This is a genomic window from Neorhizobium sp. P1_A6 (assembly GCF_056406795.1).
Genome location: NZ_JBFTZM010000007.1, coordinates 24,769 through 48,227, shown reverse-complemented (window position 1 = coordinate 48,227; position 23,459 = coordinate 24,769). Strand labels below are relative to the sequence as shown.

Genomic DNA, 23,459 nt, shown 5'->3' with positions numbered 1-23,459 from the left:
CCATCTGTGGTGCGCGGGTTCCCGACGTCTGCGCTATTTCGTGAAGATGAAGAAGGATCCCAGCGCGATGAACCCGAAGCCGACGATCTGCTTCCAGTGAATCGGCTCGCCAAGATAAAGTACGGAGAAAATCACGAAGACAGAGAGCGTGATGATCTCCTGGATGGTCTTCAGCTGCGCTGCATTGAAGTAACCGTAGCCGATGCGGTTGGCTGGCACCTGGGCGCAATATTCAAAGAACGCGATGCCCCAGCTCACCATGATGACAAGATAAAGCGGCTTGCTTTCGAATTTCAGGTGTCCGTACCACGCGAAGGTCATGAAGACGTTCGACAGAATCAGAAGACCGATCGTGAGGAAGGGCGTGGCGCTTGCGAACATAATGGGAGAATCCGTTGGAAGTGGCCGATGCCATACGGCAACCGGGTTCGTCTGCCAAACACAAGACTTCGTGAAGTAAGGTGCAGCCCGGGCATGCGAGCCCGCAGAGCTTTGCAACTCAGGCGGAAGGCGGACCGTTGGGCTCGACTTTGCTGCGGCACCGCTAGAGGCATTCGTTGCCGCTGCATGAGGATAACGGGATGGCAGTGCTTTTCGCGACGTCCTGGCGCTAGAGGCCTTCATGGCCCGGCGTTCGAACGGCGCGGCAAGATTTAGTGAAAAGTTTCGGGACGGACTTCGTCTTCGAGAATGCGGAAGGCTTCATAGAGCGCCTCGACCAGGATATCGGTCAGCTTGTCGGCGTCGTTGTCCTGAAGGAACAGCGCAAGAGACTGTTCAGACGGCTGGTGGGTATTGGCTTCGTTCGACATATCATTGTCCTCAATCTGAACCGGAATCATTCCGGGTGAGGTCGACGGTAGGGACGCTGGCTTGCACCAAGCTTGACGACTTGTGCCAACGACCAAGACAAGCCGCCGGGCATCTTCAGCGGGAGGGAACGGGAATACGCTGATAACGTTCCCCGACCATATGCGAAGATCGCATAAGATAGATTATGGAACTAACCGAATTGCAAAGAAGCCCGGCAGACCTGGGGTTCTTGGTCACTCCATAACCCCGCAGCGATCAGAGATCGACGGCAACTTCGAACGTCAGGCCGTCATAGGCCGGTTCGACATGTGGCGGCGTTTCCGCCATTACCGTATCGTAGTCGAGCGGAAGATGCATGTGCGTCAGGATAGCGTGCTTCGGCGCAAATTTCGCGATCCATTCGAGCGCCTGTTCCAGCGACAGATGGCTCGGGTGATATCGGTACTGCAGCGTATCGATGATGAGCGTATCAAGCCCGCCGAGCCTCGGAACGCTTGCAGGCGGAAAGTCGCTCACGTCGCTGCAATAGGCCACGTCACCGATCCGGAAACCCAGCGAATGGATGTCGCCATGCACCTGCAGATGCGGCAGGAAACGGATCTGTCCGCCGGGTCCGTCGATGACGATCGGCTCCTCAAGGGTGTCGATCAGGAACGGCCGCACGATCGGCGGATAGTTGCCGCCCGCCGGGGTTTCGAGGCAATAGCCAAAACCCTGGCGAATCCGTTCCATGGTGAATGCATCGGCATAGATCGGGATGCGATGATGCTGCAGGATGAAATAACCGCGCAGGTCGTCGATGCCGTGCAGATGATCCGCATGGGCGTGGGTATAGAGAACCGCATCGACCCGCTGCACCTTGGCGGCGATCATCTGTTCGCGAAAATCGGGGCCGGTATCGACCACCACCACCGTGCTGCCGCCATCAGGCCCGATCTGCTCGACCATGAAGGCGGCACGCGTGCGGCGGTTCTTCGGGTTGTTAGGATCGCAGGCGCCCCAGTCGCCATTCAGCCGCGGTACGCCCGGCGACGACGAGCAGCCAAGAATGGTGAAGCGTCGCCGATACCTCGCCACAGGTCAGAGCCTCGGCATCTTGGAGAAGATACGGAACGCGTTCTGCGTGGTAACCTCAGCGATTTCCTCGTAGCTGACGCCCATGCATTCGGCCAGCACTTCGGCCGTGTTGACCACGTAGGACGGCTCGTTGCGCTTGCCGCGCCAGCGTTTTGGCGCCAGGTACGGCGCATCGGTCTCGACCAGCAAACGGTCGAGCGGCACGGTTCTGGCGATCGCGCGCAGGTCTTCCGATTTCGGAAATGTCAGGATGCCGGAGAACGAGACGTAACCGCCGAGTTCGACGCCGATCCGGGCAAGGTCTGCGCCCGAGGAGAAGCAATGCAGGATGAAAGGGAAGGCCCCCTTCCCGCTTTCGGTCGTCAGGATCTCGGCCATGTCCTCGTCGGCGCTGCGGCTGTGGATGACGAGCGGTAGGCCGGTTTCTCGGGCGGCGGCGATATGGCGGATCAGCCCGGTCTTCTGGTCGGCCGGCGTCTGCGTATCGTAGAAATAGTCGAGCCCGGCCTCACCGATCGCGACGATCTTCTGATGCGCATTGGCAAGCCGCACCAGGTCCTTGGTCTGGATGTCCAGCTCTTCGCCGGCGTTGTTCGGATGCGTTCCGACTGAGCAGAAAACCGACGGATATTGCTCGGTGAGGGCCAGCAGTCCGTCCAGTTTTCGAACCCGCGTCGAAATCGTCACCATCTGGGCGACGCCGGCCTCGTGGGCGCGCGACACGATCGCGTCGCGCTCCTCGGCGAAATCGGCAAAATCCAGGTGGCAATGGGTATCGATCAGCATGGATAAGGCCTTATGCGCTCGCTTCCGGCGCCACGTAACGCGGGAACACCGGCGTCGGCGCTTCGAGCGGCGTGCCGGGCTTCAGGCGACCGGCTTCGCCGAGTGCCGCAAAATCCCGTTTATCGATCGGAGACGCCACAAGATCGAGCAGCTTGGCCGACGAGTCCGGCATGAAAGGCTGCAGCAGGATGGCGATCTGGCGCACGACTTCCGCCGTCACGTAGAGCACCGTGCCCATGCGGGCCGGATCGGTCTTTTTCAGCACCCACGGCGCCTGCGCCGCGAAATAACGGTCGGTGTCGGAAACGATACCGATGATCGCCGCAAGAGCGCGGTTGATCAGCTGCTTGTCCATTTCCTCGCGGCAGACGGCAATCAGGCCGTCGGCAGCCGCAAGCAGTTGCTTGTCGGCGTCGGTGAGTTCGCCCGGTTCCGGAACATGGCCGTCGCAGTTCTTGACGATCATCGACAGCGAGCGACTTGCAAGGTTGCCGATGCCGTTGGCCAGATCCGCATTGACGCGGGTGGCGATCAGCTGGTCGTTGCAATTGCCGTCCTGGCCGAAGGAAATCTCGCGGCAGAGATAATAGCGCACGTAGTCGAGCCCGAACTTCTCCAGAAGCTCGAACGGATCGACCACATTGCCAACTGACTTCGACATTTTCTCGCCGGCATTCAGCACGAAGCCGTGGGCAAAGACGCGCTTCGGCAGCGGCAGCTTGGCCGACATCAGGAAGGCCGGCCAATAGACCGCATGGAAGCGGATGATGTCCTTGCCGATGATATGCGCGTCCGCCGGCCAGTATTTGGCGCGCGGGCCGTTCGGGTCTTCCATGTAGCCGGTTGCGGTGATGTAATTGGTCAGCGCATCGACCCAGACATACATGACGTGCGCCGGATCGTTGGGTACCTTGATACCCCAATCGAACGTGGTGCGCGATACCGACAGGTCCCGCAGGCCGGATTTCACGAAGGAGATCACCTCGTTGCGGCGCTCGTTGGGGCCGATGAAATCCGGGTTCTCCTCGTAGTGCTTCAGCAGCTTGTCGCCGTATTCGGAGAGCTTGAAGAAATAGCTCGACTCCTCCACCCATTCCACCGGCGTTCCCTGCGGTCCATAGCGGACGCCATCGCGGACCGACGTTTCGTCCTCGGCATAAAACGCTTCGTCGCGCACCGAATACCAGCCCGCATAGGTGTCCTTGTAGATGTCGCCATTATCGGCCATTCGGTTCCAGATGTTCCTGGAGGCCTCGTGGTGGCGCGGCTCTGTGGTTCGGATGAAATCGTCGTTGGACGCGTTGAGCAGCTTGCCCATCGCCCGGAATTCGCTCGAATTGCGCTCGGCAAGCGCTTCTGGCGAAATGCCTTCGGCGCGCGCCGTCTGCTGCATCTTCTGGCCGTGTTCGTCCGTGCCGGTCAGGAAAAAAACATCCTTGCCGTCCAGGCGCTGGAAGCGCGCCATGGCATCCGTCGCGATCAACTCATAGGCATGGCCGATATGCGGCTTGCCGTTCGGGTAGGAAATCGCAGTGGTGATGTAATAGGGCGTCTTGTCGGACATCGGGGGCACTCGGGCACTTGGATTTGGATCATGCCGCTCTTAGCGCATGTTTCGCTGATGCGAAACACAAAGTTCCTTATGCGGTTCCCGCCCCTGCGCTTAAAGTTCAGCGTCGCGCCGCTTCGAGGATCGACAGGATCGTCTGCTTGCGGTCCAGATTATAGGCCTGCGCGATGGTGATCTTCTCAGTCATGTCGCTGACCAGTTTTGCCTGCCGGTCGGCCGTTGGTAGATCGCCGGCAAGGGCTGCGTTGCGCGCTTTGTCGATCAGGTGATCGCCCAGGTGCTCCAGGAAAAAGCCGAAGATCACTTCGCTGTCCTTGCCGGACAGCACATCCGCGAGCCGGTGCATCGCCTTGCGGGCTGTCGGACCGTCGGCTGCGACGACCTCCTCGAAGGCGGAGATGATCTCGGTGCCGCCATAGTTCAGGAGTTTCAGCGCCTGGGAAACGCTGCCCTTGGACATGCGGAGCACCATCTCTTCCATCTTGCCGCCGTCAAGCGGCGTACCCAGACCCGCGAGCGCCTTCGCAAGATCGCTGTCACCGAGCGGAGATAGCCTCAACGACTGGCATCGCGAACGGATCGTCGGCAGCAACTTTCCGGGCGCATGGGAGAGGACCAGGAAAAGCGCCCGACGCGGCGGTTCCTCGAGGATCTTCAGGATGGCATTCGCCGCATTGCGGTTCAGATCGTCGGCCGGATCGATGATGACGATCCGCCAATTGCCGGTGCCTGACGTCTGCGAGAAGAAATGCCCGGCCCGACGCACCTCGTCGACCGTGATCGCCGTTTTCGTCTTGCCGGTCTTCTCGTCCACCGGGCGGGCGAGATGCAGGAGGTTATGTGAGGCGCCGGACGCGATCTGCCGGCTGACGGACGAATTGAGATCGGGATCGGCGAGATGCTCGGGCGCAGTCGCGGGATCGGGATGCGAAAGCACGTGGTTGGCAAAACGGAAAGCGAGCGTCGCCTTGCCTACGCCTTCCGGTCCTTCGATCAGGATCGCATGGTGACCCTTCCCCGAACGATAGCTGCGGGCCAGAAAATCCTCGGCGGTCTGGTGGCCATAAAGATGCGGATTGCGCGCCGGCGGCACGGCGCCTTCCAGAATACCGGCGGTTTCCTCGCTCATCCGACCGATTCCGCACTGCTCTTCTGGGTAAAGCTCAGTTCCCGCACCAAGGGCTCGACGATCGCGAAAATCTCGTCGGCGATCTCGTCTTCGGAGCGCTCGGCGTCGACCACATGGCAGCGTTCCGGTTCCGCCTCGGCGATTTCGAGATAGGCCTCGCGGCGTTTTTCGTGGGTTTCGATCTCTTCGCGCTCAAAACGATCGGGCGCGCTGTCGGCTCCGCGTTTGCGGGCACGTTTCAGGCCGACTTCGGCCGGCAGATCGAGGATCAGCGTGCAATCCGGCACCACGCCGTTGATCGCCACCCGCTGCAGCGCCTCGATATAGTCAGGCTCCAGATTGCCGGTGACGCCCTGGTAGACGCGCGAGGAATCAATGAACCGGTCACAGAGCACGACCGCGCCGCTTTCAAGCGCCGGGCGGATCACCTCTTCGACATGATCGTTACGGGCCGCGGCAAACAGGATCGCCTCCATCCGCACGCCGAACTCTTCCGCCGCACCCGAAAGCAGAACATGGCGCACGGCTTCCGCGCCCGGCGAGCCGCCAGGCTCCCGCGTCATCAGCACATCATGGCCGCGGCGGCGCAACTGATCCGCCAGCCGGCGAATCTGGGTGGATTTGCCAGCCCCCTCGCCGCCTTCGAAAGTTACGAACAATCCGGAATGTTCTGCCACGCGTCTTTCCGCACTCATTTTTTGTCAGCTTATAACGCATAAGGGTGCGCTGCGAAACATCGTGTTGTCAAAGCCAGAAGAACATCAGTTCAAGCAACGCATCCGTCGCCTGGCTGACGAGGCTGCCCGTTCCGACCGGTTTGGCGGTTACCAGCGGCACTTCCCGCACCACCCGGTCGCCTGCCGAAATCCTCAGCACGCCGACATCCTGGCCTTCGGTTACCGGAGCCCGCAATGGCCACCGATAGACGATTCGCCCGGAAAGGCGGTCGGGATTATTGGCGGGCAGGTAGATATCGACCGGTTCCTTGGCGACGAGATCCACATGGCCCGTCGTACCGCCATAGACGCTCGCCTGGCCGATCACTTCGCCCTGCTTGAACAGGACCTTGGTCTCGAACGAGGAAAGCCCCCATTCGAGCACCCTTTTCGCTTCATCCAGCCGCTCCTTGTCGCTTGCAAGCCCACCCATGGCGAGGAACAGCCGCGTGCGGTTGCGCGCCACCGAGGCCACCAGGGCATAACCCGAACCTTCGGCAAAACCGGCGCCCAGGCCGTCAACGCCGATATTGAGTGAAAAAAGCGGGTTCTTGTTGCGCTGGAAGATCTTGTTCCAGGTGAAATCCGGCTGCGCGTAGATCGGATAGAATTCCGGATATTCGCGGAAGATATGGCGAGAGAGTTCGACGAGGTCTCGCGCGGTCGTGCGGCTCTCCGTGTCCGGCAGACCGGTGGAATTGCCGAAGACCGACCGGCCGAGACCCAGATCCTTGGCGCGCGCCGTCATCCGGGCTGCAAATTCGCGTTCGGAATGGGAAATGCCCTCTGCCAGCACGATGCAGGCATCGTTGCCATTCTGGACGACGACGCCTTTGACGAGGTCTTCGACGCGTATTTGCGATTTCAGCGCCGCAAACATGGTCGTGGTGCCCGAGGGCGCCCCGCCGGTGCGCCAGGCAAATTCAGAAACCGGATAGGTCGTGTCGCGGCTGATCTCCCCGCGCTTCAACGCACTGAAGACCACTTCCATGGTCATCAGCTTGGCAAGCGACGCCGGGGGAAAACCCTGGTTTTCGTTGGAGGCGAGCAGCACCGTGCCGGTCTTTGCCTCGACCATATAGATCTGCTTCGCCTTGGTCACCAAGGCGGGTGGCGGTTCCTGCGCGTCGACGGCTTGCGAAAGCAAGCCGGCTTGCAGGAATACCAGGCAAAGAAGAATCAGCAGGCGCCGCATGATCACCCCACGAACCGTTCCGCCCTATGCGTAGCAGCGGCGATTGCACCCGGCAATCGCCCATGCGTCAGCGCCCGGGCTTTTGAGCGGCCTTGGGACCTTCCAGCACCATGTTACCGAACATAACCTGCGGAGTTTTAGCCTGAGGCGCCGATGCGTAGGCGGATTCCACGCTCCGCCCCTGCGGTGGCCTTGCCTGAGTTTCGAGCGGATAGGAAGACGCAACCTGGCGGGTCTGCGCGGCAACGACGCCGCCAGCAACCGGCCGCTCGATCGGGTGGGGACCGACCTGCGGCAATGTCGAGAAATTCTCGAAGGCCTCGAAGGCCTCTGGCGCGGTGGATACCGGCGCCGGGCCACTCGGCGTCCGGCCGGCCAGCGCCATCGGACGCGGTATGGCCGAGCCGTAGCTCTGGAGCTGGTCGCCCAGCGTCTGGTTCGACGCGACCATGACGCCCGTGGCGATCTGGCCTTCCGGCCGGATCGACGGCAGGCGATCGCCCTTACGGATGTAGGACGCCATCAGGAAAGGCATGTCCTTTCCGTCCATGCGGGCGCGGCCCACATATTGCACGTTCACATGAGCCGTGCCGATCCGCTTCATGTCGAGCATCTCGGCCGTCTTGTCGGAAACGTCGATGATGCGGCCCGGATGATACGGGCCGCGGTCATTGACCCGGACGATGACCGAGGTGCCGTTGTCGATATTGGTCACGCGGGCATAACTCGGCAGCGGAAAGGTCGGATGCGCGGCAGACAGGTGGTCGCTATCGTAAACTTCGCCATTGGCAGTCAGGCGACCGTGAAACGCCGAGCCGTACCAGGAGGCGAGACCGCTCCTGTTATAATTCGGATCTTCCTTCGGAACGTAAGTCTGGCCCTTCACCTCATAGGGCTGGCCGACCATGAACCGGCCGCCACCCTTCGGCACGGGCCGGCCGTCGCCGACCACGCGCGGGCTCGCCTTAACGCCATATTCCTTTTCGGAGAAATACTCTTTGCTGCGGGGTTTCGATTTCGGTGCCTCGGTCGTGGCGCAGGACGCCATCCCTGCACAGACCATCGTCATCCCGAGCCATTTCGCACCCAGCGAAAGCTTGCCGCCACTCAAACCCAAACTCATCCGTCCCATGCCGCCTTCACTGCGATACGCCGCAAACGGTCCTCGTAACCGCGCCACTTTTCACAGCCATTGAACCGATCCGAGACATACCCCTATGCCGCGGACTTAATGGAAATGAACTTTTGCTGGCAACGTGGCGAAAATGCGAGTGAAATTGGACACATAGATAAAATTCTATTCAATATGGTTAATGATGCGTAAATAACGGCTGCTTTAAAAGCCAAGTACACACCCGAATAACTTCGAGGTTACATAGTCAGAGTTCCGGTTCATCATGCCACTGCGTCTGGAACGACAGGCGCCCGGTAAACACCGGCTGACCATGTTCGTTACGGACTTCGATCGAGATCGCCCCCTTCCCCCGCTCGGGGAACTCCTCGCGGGCAATGTCCGCCAAGATCCGGCTGACCTCCCGGCTGATCTCCTCGCGGGTCGATATTTCCTGGCCCTCATTGTCACGCACAGGTCCGTCACCGTTGATCAAATCGAAGAAGTATCGCGCCATGCCATGCTCACTGCCCTGAGTATTTATCGTCCCGAATTTCCTTTGCAGGCATTTGTTCCCGGCCAGGGGTCAGTCTTTCCGATGGATCTATATAGCCTCCTCATCCGTTCTTTACCTCGATATTGATGCCCCGCCGAGGATAACCGTGATCGACTCTCTACTTCTCAACCTCGAACAGCATGACGTTCTTACCGATGAAGAGCGCAACATTCTCAGGCGCATCGTCGGCCGCGAAAGGCGTTTTCTGGCGGGAGAGGATTTCGTCGCGGAGGGATCGAGGCCCGGCTACAGCAGCCTGCTCGTCGACGGGTTCGCTGCCCGATACAAACTGACGGCGGAAGGCACGCGGCAGATCACGGCAATCCACGTCGCCGGGGATTTTGTCGACCTGCACGCCTTCCTGCTGAAAACCATGGACCACGGCGTCGTCGCGCTTTCCCCATGCCATGTCAGCCTTTGCGACCATTCAGACCTGAAACAGGTGACGGAACAGCATCCGCACCTGACCCGGATGTTGTGGCTCGATACGCTGATCCACGGCTCGATTCATCGAGCCTGGATCGTCGCCATGGGGCGACGTTCCAAAGTCTCGCATCTCGCCCACATTCTTTGCGAACTCTACGTCCGGCTGGACGTGGTCCGCCGCACCAACGGGTGGACCTTTCACCTTCCGCTCTCGCAAGGCGAGATGGCTGATGTCCTGGGATTGTCGCTCGTCCACATGAACCGCGTCATCCAGACGCTCAGGCGGGAACGCCTGATCTCCTGGTCCAACCACACGATCACCATTCTCGACTGGGACCGGTTGCAGGAAGTGGCGGAATTCGACCCGACCTACCTGAGCCTCTCCGTGGAGCCGCGGTGACAAGAGGTAAGCTATCGCTGCGGTATCAAGATACGCCAGGGGGATGGCAGACCCTGCGCCACCGCGCCATTAACGACACCGCGCGGAAGTCGATGTCACGGGCGGTCTGCCATACTCATCTGCGCGGCTCAGCTTGAATGCGGGGCTTCGTTCGCCGCAGGCGGCAACTGCACCACAGTATCCGACGCCCCGAGTATGCGCCCGTCCTGCGAACGTAGCTCCAATCTCTGAACCGGCTGGCTGGTCTTCCTGTCGACCAGTTGCGCACGCATCTCGTCTGGCTCAAAGAAAAAGTCCTCCCCCCATTGCCGAAGCGCGACAAGAAGGGGGAACAGCCCGCGTCCCTTCTCGGTCAGGATGTATTCCTGATAGGGGCTGCCGTCCGACGCAGGTTCGGTGTCCATGATGCCATGCGCCACCAGACTGCGCAGGCGGGCCGAGAGGATGTTCCTGGCCAGCCCCAGGCTCCTTTGAAACTCCCCGAACCGACGCAGGCCATCGAAGGCATCGCGGACAATCAGCAGCGACCACCAGTCGCCGATCGCATCCAGTGGGCGAGCGACGCCGCACGGCGCGTGCTTGTGACTTATCCTTTTGGCCATCGTTACCAGCCCGTCCTCTCATTGCCGTGCGTGACCTATCCGGAAAGGCGGCGGCTCCTGCTGTGATCATAATGGTTGCAAGTTAAAACTACAAGCGCTAAGCATCAGTGGTTTTAATTTGAAACCACAATTTGTCGAGGACCACGATGATCCCACCCAAAGCCACGTTCGGTGACACATTCCCCTTCGCGCCGTATTTTACCGGAGCCCCAGGGTTCCAGATGCACTATGTTGACGAAGGGCCGCGCGACGGCGAGGTCGTTCTCTGCTTGCATGGTGAGCCGACCTGGGGATATCTGTTCCGCCATCTGATTGCGGTCCTGCGCCAGACGCACCGGGTGATCGTCCCGGATCACATGGGCTTCGGAAAGAGCGAGACGCCTTCCGACCGAAGCTATTGGCTACAGGACCACATCGACAATCTGGAGAAATTCGTCCTTGCCCTCGGTCTCACCGATATCAGCCTTGTGATGCACGATTTCGGCGGTCCCGCGGGCATGGGGCTGGCTGCCCGGCAGCCGGAACGCATCCGCCGGATCATCTCGGCAAATGGGCCGACACCGTTCGGCCAGCCGGACCTTATCGACCACGTCACGGCCAATGCTTCCGTCTCGCCCTGGTTTCAGTGGATCGCCAAGGCCGAGGCGGACGGTACTCTCGAGCCCGTCCTCGGGCAGCTCGGCTTCAACATCCTGAGCACCCTCAAACTCAACGGCTTCGAGAACAATGCGCTCATCACCGACACATGGCTCTCCGCCTATGGCGCGCCCTTCGCAAGTCCCGCCGACTGCCGCGGCGCGATCGGTTGGGCGAAAGGCTTTGCGACCGGCATGCACCGCTTCGAGACGCCCGATCCCGCGGCCGACCGGATCATCCGCGGCAAGCCGGCCCTGGCGATCTGGGGCGAGCAGGACCGCACCCTCCGGGCCGAGCATTTCCTCCAAGTCTTCACTGCGGTTTTTCCTGCGGCGCCAGTTAGACGTCTCGCGGGCGTCGGGCATTACTGCTTCGAGGATTCGCCAGAAGCCGTCGTCGGCCTGATCTCGGACTTCATCGGCGAAACCTGATCACGGCGCGAGCGGGTCGGCGTAGGAGACGAGTGGCGTTCTCACTGGGGCGAAGTCCGCATTGGCGCAGCCACTATTCCCGACTGGGACGCTGCGGCAATCGACAGCTATGGAGGATGCAACCGGGAAATCGGCGGCGGGATGGCGGAAGAGGTGGGATTCGAACCCACGGTACGGTTTCCCGCACGCCGGTTTTCAAGACCGGTTCCTTAAACCACTCGGACACTCTTCCCCGTGCGCTGGCTTTATAACGGTCGCAGGTCCAGCGTCAACCTCACCTGCTCTATCAGCCCTCGGCAAAGCTTTTCAGCGTCTCGCCGGAAAGCCTGTAACGGATCCACTCGTTCATCGGCTCGGCGCCGATCGCCTCGTAGACGCGGATCGCCGGTTCGTTCCAGTCGAGTACGCTCCATTCGAAACGGCCGCAATTGTTGTCGATGGCGATCTGCGCCAGCCGTTTCAGCAGCGCCTTGCCGGCGCCGAGCCCGCGCGCCTTCGGCGTCACATACAGGTCTTCGAGATAAAGCCCGTTTCTCGCCTGCCAGGTCGAATAGCTGAAGAACCAGATGGCCATGCCGATGGGAATGCCGTCCTGTTCGCAGACCAGCGCATGGGTCACCGATCCGGTGCCGAAGATGGAGTTCCCAATCGTCTCGGCGGTCGCCGCGACCTCGTGCTCGGCTTTTTCGTAGATCGCCAACTCGCGGATGAAACCGAGTAATGTCGCCGCATCCTCGCGGACGGCCTCACGTATGGTCAACGCCATCGAAAACCCTTTGGATTGAACGGGCTGAAGCTATGTCTTGAAGCTATATTGGGTGTCAAGACCGGCTGTACGGCCTACTCCGCCGCGGTCTTGATCTCGATCACCTCGACCTCGTAGGAATAGCCATCCAGCATGCCATAGGCCTGCTCGATGTTGCCAATCTCGGTCTCGGCCTTGCCGATCGCGTCGTCGATCGCCACGCAGCGGGATTTCAGCATGCGCCCTAGGACGTCCGCGTTAGGCTTGCGGCCGATGCGATCGATATGATTGCGGATGCGGGCGCGATGGCGCTCCATCTCCAGAATATGGAAGCGGGCGTTGACGATCTTGTCGGTCAGCTTGCGGCGCATGGCAGCGACCGGATCGAAACTGCCTGGCTCGCGCTCGTCGAGGATGATCTCGTTGACCAGCGTTTCGAGAATCATCAGCCCCTGCAGATCCTTGGTATCGGCGAGTTCCGGGTCGTAACCGGTGTCGTCGTAGACCTTGCGGCGGACGGGATCGCAAAGAAGTTCATAGGATGCCGTCAGTTTTCCGAACGCATCGACGTCGCCGCCGGCGTCCGGATGAACCGTTTTTGCGCGTTTGCGATAGGCCGACTTGATGGCAACGCCATCCGCCTCCCGCGAAACACCAAGCATCTCATAAGGGTCGATCACAGTGTCACCTGTTTTCGGCAAATCCGATTTCATTGTCTAACGGCTAAGGCCAGTGGTCTCAACCCCTCGCCCACTGTTATGGCCAATTATGGGCAGGGTCATGCCCCTGCCCGCCTTTCCCACAGGCTAGTCCGATGGGCCCGCAGGCTGGCCCGTTCGGGCTATCTCCGCCGGCGCGGCCAGGACAGGCGGCGGCCTTCGGCGACGGGCGCCATCAGGAAGCTGACCAGCACGCAGGGCAACAATACCAGGAAGGTCGCGACAAGGCTGACATGCTCGGCGATGAAGCCGAGCAGTGGCGGCACGCCGATCGTCGACAGCATCAGCGTCAGCGACAGCGCCGCAAGGTTTTCCGAGGGCCTGCCCTTGCCGAGCGCGATCGTCGTCGAGACTGCCAGCGGAAAAGCCAGCGCCACGCCGCAACCGATCAGAAAAAGTGCGGCGCCGGCAAGCGTCAGGCTCGGCATCGCCACAAGGAGTACAATCCCAAGAGCAACGGAAACGGCCGAGGCCCGCACCAGGATCATGGGGCCGAAACTATCCCGCAGCATGTCGCCGGAAAGCCGCGTCAACCCCATACCGACGGTAAAGGCAGCATAAAGCACGCCGGCAATCGCCGGGTCGGCCTTCAGCTGTTCGCGCAGAAAAAAGATGCCCCAGTCGTAGACCGCGCCCTCGACGATGCAGAGGCCGAAAACCATCACGCAGATCAACACGATCGTCCTGTCGGGAAGCACGTAGGCAGATCCCTTGCGATCGGGCGGCGTCTCCGGTGCCGGGTCTCTTGGGGTAACCCAGAAGACGAACAAACAGGCGGCGATAACGAAACCGGTGGCGAGCGTCTGCTGCACAAAGGGCGTCACCGCCTTTTCGGCGAGGAAGCCGGAACAAAGAGAGCCGGCCAGCAGGCCGACCGACCAGAAACCATGGCTGCGGGACAGTACCTTCCGGCCCGTCCGCTGCTCTATGCCGGCGGAAATCATGTTGGCCGCCACGTCGAAAATGGTGCGGAAAAAACCGAACAGAAAGAAACAGATCACGAACCCGGCGACCGGAAGAATTGTCAGCGCCGGCGTTAGCAGGGCGCAGATCGGCAAGGTGACGAGCGCCGTCAGCCGCGGCGTCAGACGGTCGTTGATGCGGCCGGCCAGCGGCAACGCGAGAAAGGTGCCGACAGGTGCGCTCAGCAGGGCCAGACCGAGGCCGGCCTTGTCGATTCCAAGCGACGCCTGGATAGCCGGCAACCGCGTGAACAGCGAAATGAAGAGGATGGCATTGCTGAAATAAAGCAGCGCCGGCGGTAAAAGATTTTTCATCGAAATGCATGTCCGGGCGAATCAAATTTCCCGCTGCATTCCTGACAGCGTCGATGGATACCGACAAGCCGCGATAACGGGACGCTGCCTTGCGCCACCCACAGGCGGAATATCACGAAAACGTGCGGATAACGGCAGGGGCCGCTTCGACACGTCATCATTCTGTAATCATTCGGATTCGCTTGCCTTCAGGAAGGCGTTGCGCGAAATTTTTGCAGGCGCCATCTTCTCCTTGCGCCTAAAGGCGCTAGCCTTCTGGTGCTCGCCCTTGGAGAAAGCCCGATGCTGGTTCGATTTGTTGCTGTCGTTCTGTGTTTCGCTCTCTGTTCCTTTACCGCCGTCAAAGCCGAGGACCCCGTCGCCAATGCGCAGGCGGTGATTTCCAGCCAGATCGCTGCGCTGATGCATGACGACGCGGAAAAGGCCTATTTCTTCGCCTCGCCCGGGATCCGCAGTCTCTATCCCAACAAGGATCGGTTCCTGGATATGGTGCGGAAAACCTACGAGCCGGTCTATCACGCCGGCAACTATGCCTTCGGCCGCTCGAAGATGATCGGCGGCGGTGAAGTGGTGCTGCAGGAAGTGATGATCAGCGCCAGGGAAGGCAAGGACTGGACGGCCATCTACGAGATGCGGCTGATGGACGATGGGTCCTACAAGGTCAACGGCGTGCGGATGATCCGCAACACCGCCAGCCAGGGTATCTGACGCCCGTTTGATCAGACGGGATCGATATCGCCCTTCGCCCACATTTCCTGGGTTTCGGCATAGAAATCGGCGAACCGGCCCTCGGCGATCGCCTGACGGATGCCATTCATCAGGTCCTGATAATAGTTCAGGTTGTTCCAGGAGAGCAGCATGCCGCCGAGCGCTTCGTCGGCTCGCACCAGGTGGTGCAGATAGGCGCGGGAATAATCGCGCGCCGCCGGGCAGTTCGATTCCTCGTCCAGCGGCCGCATGTCCTCCGCATGGCGGGCATTGCGGATATTGACCTTGCCGCGCCGGGTGAAGGCAAGCCCGTGGCGGCCCGAACGGGTCGGCATCACGCAATCGAACATGTCGATGCCGCGCGCCACCGATTTCAGCATGTCGTCCGGCGTGCCGACGCCCATCAGGTAACGCGGCTTTTCGAACGGCAGAATGGGAAGCGTGGTTTCGAGCATCTTCAGCATGACGTCCTGCGGCTCGCCGACGGCAAGGCCGCCGACCGCATAGCCCTTCAGGTCGAGCTGTTTCAGCCCTTCGGCAGAGCGAATGCGAAGCTCAGGCTGGTCGCCGCCCTGGACGATGCCGAACATCGCCTTACCCGGCTGATCGCCGAAAGCGGCGCGGCAGCGCTCGGCCCAGCGCAGCGACAGTTCCATCGCCCGTTCGATCTCCTTGGGCTCGGCAGGCAGCGCCACGCATTCGTCGAGCTGCATCTGGATGTCGGAGCCGAGCAGGCCCTGAATCTCGATCGAACGCTCCGGCGACATATGATGCAGGCTGCCGTCCACATGGCTCTTGAAGGTGACGCCCTTCTCGTCGAGCTTTCGAAGCCCCGACAGCGACATGACCTGGAAACCACCGCTATCGGTGAGGATCGGATGTTTCCAGCGGATCAGTTCATGCAGACCGCCCAGCCGCGCGACGCGCTCCGCACCCGGGCGCAGCATCAGGTGGTAGGTATTGCCGAGAATGATATCGGCGCCGGTATCGCGCACCTGGTCGAGATACATGGCCTTGACGGTGCCGACCGTGCCGACCGGCATGAAGGCCGGGGTGCGGATCGTGCCCCGCGGCATGGTGATCTCACCGAGCCGCGCGCCGCCATCGGTGGCCTTGAGATTGAACTGGAAAGTCTCGGTCATCGGTTGTCCCGGAAAAGAAGGCTGGAATCGCCATAGGAGTAAAAGCGGTAACCGGTTTCGATCGCGTGGGAATAGGCCGCCCGCATCGTCTCCAGACCGCAGAAGGCCGAAACGAGCATGAACAGCGTCGATCGCGGCAGGTGGAAATTGGTCATCAGCATATCGACCGCCTTGAAGCGGTAGCCCGGCGTGATGAATATGCCGGTCGCGCCGCTCCAGGGTTTTATCGTGCCGTCATCGGCAGCGGCGCTTTCGATCAGCCGCAGCGAGGTGGTGCCGACGCAGACGATGCGCCCGCCGGCGCGTTTCACCGCATTCAGCCGGGAGGCGGTCTCGGCGCTGACATGGCCGATCTCCTGGTGCATCTTGTGCTCGGCCGTGTCGTCGGCCTTGACCGGCAGGAACGTCCCTGCCCCCACATGCAGCGTTACGAAATGCCGTTCGATACCGGCGGCGTCGAGGTTCGAGAAAAGCTCCGGCGTGAAATGCAGGCCGGCGGTCGGAGCCGCGACGGCACCCTCCTCGCGGGCGTAGATGGTCTGGTAGTCTTTTTGATCCTGTGCATCTTCCGGGCGCTTGGCGGCGATATAGGGCGGCAGCGGAATGTGGCCTACCGCCATGATCGCTTCGTCAAGTGCCGGGCCGGAAAGATCGAAGCGCAGGGTGACTTCGCCGCCCTCGCCCTTGCCTTCCACGGTTGCGGCAAGCGAACCGATCAGGCAGGCGTTGCCACTATCACCGAATTCGATCCGGTCGCCGGTCTTGATGCGTTTTCCAGGCTTGGCGAAGGCCTTCCAGCGATCTGGGGCGACGCGCATATGGAGCGTCGCGGAAACCTGCTGGCCGCCGGCTCCTTCGCGATGGCGGATGCCTTCCAGCTGCGCCGGTATGACCTTGGTGTCGTTGAAGACCAGCGCGTCGCCCGGTCTCAGGAAACCCGGCAGATCCGACACGCGGTGATCGGCAAGCACCGTCTGGGCTTCCGGCCGCACGACGAGCAACCGGGCGCTGTCACGCGGGCTGGCGGGCCTCAGCGCTATATTTTTTTCCGGGAGATCGAAGTCGAAGAGATCGACGCGCATGGATTTTCCAAAAAAGCGAAGCCCGCCCCGCCGGCAGACGGAGCGGGCTATTCATTCCGTCGAGATCAGACGTCGGCGGCGACGCGGACCGAAACGATCGAGTCCGGATCCTTGACCGGCTCGCCCTTCTTGATCTGGTCGATGAAGTCCATGCCTTCGATGACCTGGCCCCAGACGGTGTACTGCTTGTTCAGCCACGGTGCATCGGTGAAGCAGATGAAGAACTGCGAATTGGCCGAGTTCGGGCTCTGCGAACGGGCCATGGAGCAGGTGCCGCGGACATGCGGAACGGCGGAGAATTCAGCCTTCAGGTCCGGCTTTTCCGAGCCGCCCATGCCGGCACGGGCCGGGTTGAAGCTCTCGGAGCCCTGCTTGCCGAACTTCACGTCACCCGTCTGGGCCATGAAATCGGGAATGACGCGGTGGAAAACGACGCCGTCATAGGCATTTTCGCGGGCAAGTTCCTTGATGCGGGCAACGTGGCCCGGCGCCAGATCCGGAAGCAACGAAATGACAACCTTGCCCTTGGTGGTTTCCACAATGAGGGTGTTTTCCGGATCCTTGATCTCGGCCATGTGCTTTCTCCTTAATTCGGCGCCCGATTGTCGTCCGCGACGGGGCGCCCTTCGTTTAGTTCTTCGCCTTTTGGGCGCCTACTTCTTGCCGACAGTGACCTTGATCATCTTGTCGGGATCGGTGACCTCGCCGTTGCCGCCCTGGCCACGCTTGATCTTGTCGACGAATTCCATGCCCGACACGACCTTGCCGACCGCCGTGTACTGGCCGTCCAGGCTCGGATATTTGGTGAACATGATGAAGAATTGCGAGTTCGCGGAATTCGGATCCTGCGAGCGCGCCATGCCGACGATGCCGCGCTCGAACGGTACCTTCGAGAATTCGGCCGGAATGTTGGGCATTTCAGAACCGCCCATGCCGGCGCGGGCCGGGTTGAAGCTTTTGCCGCCCTGCTTGCCGAACTGCACGTCGCCCGTCTGGGCCATGAAGCCGTTGATGACGCGGTGGAAGACGACGTTGTCGTATTCGCCCTTGACGGCGAGCGCCTTGATCTGCGCCACATGTTTCGGCGCGACTTCCGGCATCAGCTGGATCACCACCGGGCCATCCTTCAGCTGGATGGTCAGGAAGTCATCCGGCGCGGCAAGAGCCGGCAGGACCATCGAAGCGAGTGCAAAAGCGCCGGCAACGGCAAGACGAAGCAGTCTCATGGGAAGAACTCCGGGGTTCGGAAACGATCAGCGTTTCAGCTTGTTGTTCAGGGCCTTGAGGACCGCGGCAGGCACGAAGGCGCTGACGTCGCCGCCCATGGCCGCGATCTGCCGGACCAATGTGGCCGTAATGGGCCGCGAGGCGGTGCCGGCCGGTAGGAAAACAGTCTGGATATCCGGCGCCATCTGCCGGTTCATGCCAGCCATCTGCATTTCATAATCGAGATCGGTGCCATCGCGCAGGCCTCGGATCAGAAGCCCGGCGCCGTTGGCGCGGGCGGCGTCAACCACCAGCTTGTCGAATGAAACGACCGAAACATGGCCCGCCCTGTCCGGCAGCGCCTCTGCAAGCGACGCCCTGATGAGTTCGGCCCGCTCCTCGAAGGTGAACATCGGCACCTTGCCTGGATGAATGCCGATGGCGACGATTACCGTGTCCGCGACATTCAGCGCCTGGACAAGCACGTCCAGATGGCCGTGTGTCATCGGATCGAAAGAACCGGGATAAAAAGCAGTTGTCATGCCGAGGTCCGGGCCTGTTTCAGCGAAATTTTGACGCCTTTTGTCACGGAAGCCGCTCTACCGCAAGCATCTCGCAATTCTGAACGAAAGATGAATGGCCCGTTCAAGGGCGTTTCAGCGGCCCTGTGGTCTTATGACGATCGTGGCGGGTGAAAGACCCGTCCGTATCTCGGGAGAAACGACGACAAATGCTGGCTTTGATGGTGATGGGAGCCGTGGTTCTCGCTTTTGCACTGGAGGCTTTCGTTGTCGCCTTCGGATCGGAAGAAGCCTGAAAGACTTTGAATTCTGAACGCCAGATGAACAGAGCATTCAAGGAGGCTTCAGAGCGGCAAGGTTAAGTATCTCTCAAAATGCGGTGGAACCTGTTTGCGCGGTGCGCGTTCAGGCTAACAAGAAGGACAGATGGCGATGATCGCGAGAAGGAAAACGATCATGCTGGACAAGATCACCATGATCAACCTGGTTTGGACGGCCATGATTGCGGTGATGCTGACGGCAACAGTAACCCTTTATCAAGATAAATCCCAATTGGCAGATCTGAATTATCCGCAGGTAACGGGTCGTTATAGCGATCTCTCGTACTACTGAGGCGGATACATGGACCAGAAAGGATTCCCATGTTCGTGACGTTGACAGTACTTGCAGGTTTGATCAGCATCATGTTCGTGGCTTCCGTGGCCTCAACGATTTCCGAGCTCCAGCGCGAACGTGCCGACATGAAGGATTTCAGGGATTTCGCGCGCCGTCACAGCGCATTCTGACGATTTCACTGTAGCGAACCGCCTTCACAGACTTTCCCGTCGCAAGCGGTTCAAACAAAAGCCGGAGGATTTTCATCCTCCGGCTTTTTAGTGTGCCCGGTTTTTAGGGGGAATGCGGCCTATTCGGCCGCACCCTCATCCGTCGGGCCGGCTTCCGGGGCGGCGGCGCCGAGATCACCGGTTTCGCTGACGATTTCCTCCGGCAGGCCATTGCCGTTCTCCTCGTCGCCTTCCGGCTCGCTGATACGCTCGACCGAAACAACCTTCTCGTCTTTCGCCGTCGAGAAGATCGTGACGCCCTTCGTGGCGCGGCTGGCGATGCGGATGCCGTTGACCGGAACGCGGATCAGCACGCCGCCATCGGACACGAGCATGATCTGGTCGTTGTCCTCGATCGGGAAGGCGGCGACCAGTTCGCCGATCTCCGCGGTCTTGGACGTATCGGTGGCGCGGATGCCCTTGCCGCCGCGGCCCGATGTGCGGAAGTCGTAAGAGGACGACCGCTTGCCAAAACCCTTTTCCGAAACCGTCAGCACGAACTGTTCCCGTGCCTTCAATTCCTCGTAACGCTCGTCGGAGAGCTGTCCCTCTTCGGTGACTTCCTCACCCACGAGAGCGATGTCCTCCTCGTCCACGCCAGCGGCGCGACGTTCGGTCGCCGAACGCTTGAGATAGGCCGCACGCTCCCAGGGCTCCGCATCCACATGGCCGACAATGGTCATGGAGATGATGCGGTCGCTGTCGCCCAGCGTGATGCCGCGCACGCCGATCGAATTGCGGCCGGCAAAGACGCGCACGTCACCGACGGGGAAGCGAATGCACTGGCCGAGCGCGGTGGTCAGCAGCACGTCGTCCTGATCGGTGCAGGTCTCGACGGAGAGGATTTCGTCGCCCTCCTCCTCGAGCTTCATGGCGATCTTGCCGTTGCGGTTGACCTGCACGAAGTCCGACAGCTTGTTGCGGCGAACGGTGCCGCGAGTGGTCGAGAACATGACGTCGAGGTTATCCCAGGTTGCCTCGTCCTCGGGCAGCGGCATGATCGTGGTGATGCGTTCGCCGGGTTCCAGCGGCAGCATGTTGATCAGGGCCTTGCCGCGGGACTGCGGCGTGCCGATCGGCAGGCGCCAGACCTTTTCCTTGTAGACGATGCCGCGCGAGGAGAAGAACAGTACCGGTGTGTGGGTATTGGCCACGAACAGGCGCGTGACGAAATCCTCGTCGCGCGTCGCCATGCCGGAACGGCCCTTGCCGCCGCGACGCTGGGCGCGATAGGTGCCGAGCGTGACGCGCTTGATATAACCGAGATGCGAAACGGTGACGACCATGTCCTCGCGGGCAATCAGATCCTCGTCGTCCATTTCGAGGCCGGCATCGAGGATCTGCGTACGGCGCGGGGTGCCGAATTCGTCACGCACGGCGGCGAGTTCGTCCTTGACGATCGTCTGGATGCGCAGGCGCGACGACAGGATGTCGAGATAGTCGCTGATCTCGGCGCCGATCTTGTTGAGTTCGTCACCGATTTCATCGCGGCCGAGCGCCGTCAGGCGGGCGAGACGGAGCTCGAGGATGGCGCGGGCCTGTTCCTCGGACAGATTGTAGGTGCCGTCCTCATTGATCTTGTGGCGCGGATCGTCGATGAGGCGGATCAGCGCATCGACGTCCTGAGCCGGCCAACGACGGGTCATCAACTGCTCGCGCGCCGTCTGCGGATCGGGAGCGCGGCGGATCAGGAGGATGATCTCGTCGATATTGGCGACTGCGATCGCAAGGCCCACCAAGACGTGGGCGCGTTCGCGAGCCTTGCGCAGCAGGTATTTCGTGCGCCGGCTCACCACTTCCTCGCGGAAGGAGACGAAAGCGCGCAGCATGTCCAGCAGCGCGAGCTGTTCCGGCTTGCCGCCGTTCAGTGCCACCATGTTGCAGCCGAAGGAGGTCTGCAGCGGCGTGTAGCGATAGAGCTGGTTGAGGATCACGTCCGCATTAGCATCGCGCTTCAGCTCGACGACAACCCGGTAACCCTGGCGGTCGGATTCGTCGCGCAGGTCGGAAATGCCCTCGATACGCTTTTCGCGCACCAATTCGCCGATCTTCTCGACCATGGTCGCCTTGTTCACCTGGAAGGGAACTTCGGTGATGATGATCTGCTCGCGATCGCCGCGCATCGGCTCGATCGCCGCGACGCCGCGCATGATCACCGAGCCGCGACCGGTCTCGTAAGCGGAACGGATACCGGCGCGCCCGAGGATCAGCGCCCCTGTCGGAAAGTCCGGACCGGGAATGATCTCCATCATTTCCGGAAGTTCGATGGCCGGGTTGTCGATCAGGGCGATGCAGCCGTTGATCACTTCCACCAGATTGTGCGGCGGGATGTTGGTCGCCATGCCGACGGCGATGCCGCCTGCGCCGTTGACCAAAAGGTTCGGGAATTTCGCCGGCACCACGACGGGCTCCGAGAGCGTGCCGTCATAGTTGTCGCGGAAATCGACGGTTTCCTTGTCGAGATCGTCGAGCAGCGCATGGGCGGCCTTCTCGAGGCGGCATTCGGTGTAACGTTCGGCTGCCGGCGGGTCGCCGTCGATCGAACCGAAATTGCCCTGACCGTCGATCAGCGGCAGGCGGAGCGACCAATCCTGCGCCATACGGGCCAGCGCGTCATAGATCGCCGAGTTGCCGTGCGGATGGAATTTACCCATCACGTCCCCGGTCACACGGGCGCATTTGACGTATTTCTTGTTCCAGTCGATGCCGAGTTCCGACATGCCGTAGAGGATGCGCCGGTGGACCGGCTTCAATCCGTCGCGGACGTCAGGAAGGGCGCGGCTGACGATGACGCTCATTGCGTAATCGAGGTAGGACCGCTGCATCTCTTCCATGATGGAAATGGGTTCGATGCCTGGAGGCAGCTTTCCGCCGCCGGGTGTGCTTTGCTCAGTCAAATCGGATCACGATCTCTGTTCGGAATCAGTTTCTTTTTTATAGCGGAAAGCGGTTCCGAGCGCCAATTTCCACAATGGTTTTGAACAGCTTTTGCGGCTTTAACACGGCTTTTGAACAAGGTCGAAACATGCCGCGACGCGGACGGAGTGGGGTTTCTTTCGCTGCCGGCCTGTCCTAACAATCTTCGCATGCGACTGCAAGGATTGCAGCCTGACAGGGAGAGGATATGGCGACCCCCGATATGCTGGTCAATGCCCTGACCACGATGCTCGTGACACTCGACCCGCCCGGGCTGGCGCCGGTCTTTCTGGGCCTGACCGTCGGCATGACTGCCCTTCAGCGCCGCCAGGTCGCCTTCCGAGGATCGCTGATCGCCTTCGGCATCCTCGCCGTCTTTGCGCTGTTCGGTTCGAGCGTGCTCGGGCTGCTCGGCATATCGATCGGCGCCTTCCGCATTGCCGGCGGCCTGCTGCTCTTCTGGATCTCCTTCGAAATGGTGTTCGAGAAACGCCAGGAGCGGAAGGAAAAGACGTCCCAGGCCGCAATCACCATCGACCATATCCACAATATCGCGGTGTTTCCGCTGGCGTTGCCGCTGATTGCCGGTCCGGGCGCGATCTCAGCCACAGTCCTGCTTTCCGGCACCCTGCCCGGCATTCTCGACCGGGCGCTTCTTATCGGCGTCATCGCGCTGATCATGCTGCTCGTCTACGCAACGCTATTGGTCGCCGAACGGCTCGACCGTTTTCTCGGGGTCACCGGACGGGCAATCCTCACCCGTCTGCTCGGCGTGATCCTTGCGGCGCTCTCCGTCCAGTTCGTCGTCGACGGAGTACGCTCGGCCTTCAATCTTTAGGCCCGCACTCTTCGGGTAGGACGCAGCCTTCGG

The 23,459-nt window shown here is 61.0% G+C and carries 26 protein-coding genes and 1 tRNA gene; 6 read left to right on the top strand and 21 right to left on the bottom strand.

Annotated features, from left to right (window positions below; all coding sequences use genetic code 11):
* Window positions 1-33: 33 nt before the first annotated feature.
* The 10 genes from AC1D3C_RS15725 to AC1D3C_RS15680 form a co-directional block, all read right to left on the bottom strand.
* Window positions 34-381 carry a DMT family protein gene (locus AC1D3C_RS15725; RefSeq protein WP_038543032.1) on the bottom strand — a complete coding sequence of 116 codons (348 nt, stop codon included), beginning with the start codon at window positions 379-381 and terminating at the stop codon, window positions 34-36.
* A gap of 272 nt (window positions 382-653) precedes the next feature.
* On the bottom strand, window positions 654-812 hold the full coding sequence (locus AC1D3C_RS15720) for a hypothetical protein (RefSeq protein ID WP_167551672.1): 159 nt from the start codon (window positions 810-812) through the stop codon (window positions 654-656).
* Between the two features lie 256 nt (window positions 813-1,068).
* Window positions 1,069-1,890 carry an MBL fold metallo-hydrolase gene (locus tag AC1D3C_RS15715; RefSeq protein WP_038543026.1) on the bottom strand — a complete coding sequence of 274 codons (822 nt, stop codon included), beginning with the start codon at window positions 1,888-1,890 and terminating at the stop codon, window positions 1,069-1,071.
* 3 nt (window positions 1,891-1,893) lie between these two features.
* On the bottom strand, window positions 1,894-2,676 hold the full coding sequence (locus tag AC1D3C_RS15710; RefSeq protein ID WP_477483534.1) for a TatD family hydrolase: 783 nt from the start codon (window positions 2,674-2,676) through the stop codon (window positions 1,894-1,896).
* Between the two features lie 10 nt (window positions 2,677-2,686).
* Window positions 2,687-4,240 carry a methionine--tRNA ligase gene (gene metG / locus AC1D3C_RS15705; RefSeq protein ID WP_477483533.1) on the bottom strand — a complete coding sequence of 518 codons (1,554 nt, stop codon included), beginning with the start codon at window positions 4,238-4,240 and terminating at the stop codon, window positions 2,687-2,689.
* Window positions 4,241-4,346: 106 nt separating this feature from the next.
* On the bottom strand, window positions 4,347-5,375 hold the full coding sequence (locus tag AC1D3C_RS15700; RefSeq protein ID WP_477483532.1) for a DNA polymerase III subunit delta': 1,029 nt from the start codon (window positions 5,373-5,375) through the stop codon (window positions 4,347-4,349).
* Window positions 5,372-6,070, bottom strand: a complete 699-nt coding sequence (gene tmk / locus AC1D3C_RS15695) for a dTMP kinase (protein ID WP_304655747.1) — start codon at window positions 6,068-6,070, stop codon at window positions 5,372-5,374. The genes AC1D3C_RS15700 and tmk overlap by 4 nt, the downstream gene beginning before the upstream one ends.
* Window positions 6,071-6,119: 49 nt before the next feature.
* The gene (locus AC1D3C_RS15690) at window positions 6,120-7,286 is read right to left on the bottom strand and encodes a D-alanyl-D-alanine carboxypeptidase family protein (RefSeq protein ID WP_477483531.1); all 1,167 of its coding nucleotides are present in this window, start codon (window positions 7,284-7,286) and stop codon (window positions 6,120-6,122) included.
* A 67-nt stretch (window positions 7,287-7,353) separates the two neighbouring features.
* A complete protein-coding gene (locus tag AC1D3C_RS15685) occupies window positions 7,354-8,409 on the bottom strand; it encodes a septal ring lytic transglycosylase RlpA family protein (protein WP_477483530.1) in 1,056 nt (351 codons plus the stop codon).
* Between the two features lie 256 nt (window positions 8,410-8,665).
* Window positions 8,666-8,914 carry a DUF6894 family protein gene (locus AC1D3C_RS15680; RefSeq protein ID WP_477483529.1) on the bottom strand — a complete coding sequence of 83 codons (249 nt, stop codon included), beginning with the start codon at window positions 8,912-8,914 and terminating at the stop codon, window positions 8,666-8,668.
* 145 nt (window positions 8,915-9,059) lie between these two features.
* On the opposite strand from AC1D3C_RS15680, the gene AC1D3C_RS15675 reads away from it, so the two are divergent.
* Entirely contained in the window at window positions 9,060-9,779 is a 720-nt protein-coding gene (locus AC1D3C_RS15675) for a Crp/Fnr family transcriptional regulator (protein WP_477483528.1), read from the top strand.
* 128 nt (window positions 9,780-9,907) lie between these two features.
* Here the strand turns inward: AC1D3C_RS15675 and AC1D3C_RS15670 are convergent, their stop codons facing one another.
* Window positions 9,908-10,381 carry a winged helix-turn-helix transcriptional regulator gene (locus AC1D3C_RS15670; protein WP_477483527.1) on the bottom strand — a complete coding sequence of 158 codons (474 nt, stop codon included), beginning with the start codon at window positions 10,379-10,381 and terminating at the stop codon, window positions 9,908-9,910.
* A gap of 221 nt (window positions 10,382-10,602) precedes the next feature.
* Between AC1D3C_RS15670 and AC1D3C_RS15665 the strand changes: the two genes are divergently transcribed.
* Entirely contained in the window at window positions 10,603-11,448 is an 846-nt protein-coding gene (locus AC1D3C_RS15665) for an alpha/beta fold hydrolase (protein ID WP_477483526.1), read from the top strand.
* A gap of 142 nt (window positions 11,449-11,590) precedes the next feature.
* On the opposite strand, the gene AC1D3C_RS15660 is transcribed toward AC1D3C_RS15665, so the two are convergent.
* From AC1D3C_RS15660 to AC1D3C_RS15645, 4 genes are all read right to left on the bottom strand, one after another.
* Window positions 11,591-11,680 (bottom strand) — tRNA-Ser (locus tag AC1D3C_RS15660).
* Between the two features lie 54 nt (window positions 11,681-11,734).
* Window positions 11,735-12,214 carry a GNAT family N-acetyltransferase gene (locus AC1D3C_RS15655; protein WP_247136291.1) on the bottom strand — a complete coding sequence of 160 codons (480 nt, stop codon included), beginning with the start codon at window positions 12,212-12,214 and terminating at the stop codon, window positions 11,735-11,737.
* 74 nt (window positions 12,215-12,288) lie between these two features.
* Entirely contained in the window at window positions 12,289-12,906 is a 618-nt protein-coding gene (locus tag AC1D3C_RS15650; protein WP_247136292.1) for a J domain-containing protein, read from the bottom strand.
* Window positions 12,907-13,034: 128 nt separating this feature from the next.
* Complete coding sequence (locus tag AC1D3C_RS15645) at window positions 13,035-14,189, bottom strand: MFS transporter (protein WP_247136293.1); 1,155 nt, start codon at window positions 14,187-14,189, stop codon at window positions 13,035-13,037.
* 282 nt (window positions 14,190-14,471) lie between these two features.
* On the opposite strand from AC1D3C_RS15645, the gene AC1D3C_RS15640 reads away from it, so the two are divergent.
* The gene (locus tag AC1D3C_RS15640; RefSeq protein ID WP_247033048.1) at window positions 14,472-14,897 is read left to right on the top strand and encodes a DUF4864 domain-containing protein; all 426 of its coding nucleotides are present in this window, start codon (window positions 14,472-14,474) and stop codon (window positions 14,895-14,897) included.
* Between the two features lie 11 nt (window positions 14,898-14,908).
* Here the strand turns inward: AC1D3C_RS15640 and tgt are convergent, their stop codons facing one another.
* The 5 genes from tgt to coaD all read right to left on the bottom strand — a co-directional run bounded on the left by tgt (window position 14,909) and on the right by coaD (window position 18,869).
* Window positions 14,909-16,039, bottom strand: a complete 1,131-nt coding sequence (gene tgt / locus AC1D3C_RS15635; RefSeq protein WP_477483525.1) for a tRNA guanosine(34) transglycosylase Tgt — start codon at window positions 16,037-16,039, stop codon at window positions 14,909-14,911.
* Entirely contained in the window at window positions 16,036-17,121 is a 1,086-nt protein-coding gene (gene queA, locus AC1D3C_RS15630) for a tRNA preQ1(34) S-adenosylmethionine ribosyltransferase-isomerase QueA (protein WP_477483524.1), read from the bottom strand. Before queA ends, tgt begins: the two co-directional genes overlap by 4 nt.
* 65 nt (window positions 17,122-17,186) lie before the next feature.
* Window positions 17,187-17,696, bottom strand: a complete 510-nt coding sequence (locus AC1D3C_RS15625) for a peptidylprolyl isomerase (protein ID WP_038543001.1) — start codon at window positions 17,694-17,696, stop codon at window positions 17,187-17,189.
* Window positions 17,697-17,774: 78 nt separating this feature from the next.
* The gene (locus tag AC1D3C_RS15620) at window positions 17,775-18,347 is read right to left on the bottom strand and encodes a peptidylprolyl isomerase (RefSeq protein ID WP_477483523.1); all 573 of its coding nucleotides are present in this window, start codon (window positions 18,345-18,347) and stop codon (window positions 17,775-17,777) included.
* A gap of 27 nt (window positions 18,348-18,374) precedes the next feature.
* Window positions 18,375-18,869: a pantetheine-phosphate adenylyltransferase gene (coaD, locus tag AC1D3C_RS15615; RefSeq protein WP_038542997.1), complete on the bottom strand. Its 495-nt coding sequence runs from the start codon at window positions 18,867-18,869 to the stop codon at window positions 18,375-18,377.
* 435 nt (window positions 18,870-19,304) lie between these two features.
* Here coaD and AC1D3C_RS15610 point away from each other — a divergent pair, with 435 nt between their 5' ends.
* On the top strand, window positions 19,305-19,460 hold the full coding sequence (locus AC1D3C_RS15610) for a hypothetical protein (protein WP_155414821.1): 156 nt from the start codon (window positions 19,305-19,307) through the stop codon (window positions 19,458-19,460).
* 29 nt (window positions 19,461-19,489) lie between these two features.
* Window positions 19,490-19,633: a hypothetical protein gene (locus tag AC1D3C_RS15605; RefSeq protein WP_247033037.1), complete on the top strand. Its 144-nt coding sequence runs from the start codon at window positions 19,490-19,492 to the stop codon at window positions 19,631-19,633.
* A gap of 119 nt (window positions 19,634-19,752) precedes the next feature.
* Here the strand turns inward: AC1D3C_RS15605 and gyrA are convergent, their stop codons facing one another.
* Window positions 19,753-22,569 carry a DNA gyrase subunit A gene (gyrA, locus tag AC1D3C_RS15600; RefSeq protein WP_247033034.1) on the bottom strand — a complete coding sequence of 939 codons (2,817 nt, stop codon included), beginning with the start codon at window positions 22,567-22,569 and terminating at the stop codon, window positions 19,753-19,755.
* A gap of 227 nt (window positions 22,570-22,796) precedes the next feature.
* Between gyrA and AC1D3C_RS15595 the strand changes: the two genes are divergently transcribed.
* A complete protein-coding gene (locus AC1D3C_RS15595) occupies window positions 22,797-23,426 on the top strand; it encodes a MarC family protein (RefSeq protein ID WP_247033031.1) in 630 nt (209 codons plus the stop codon).
* Window positions 23,427-23,459 lie beyond the last annotated feature (33 nt).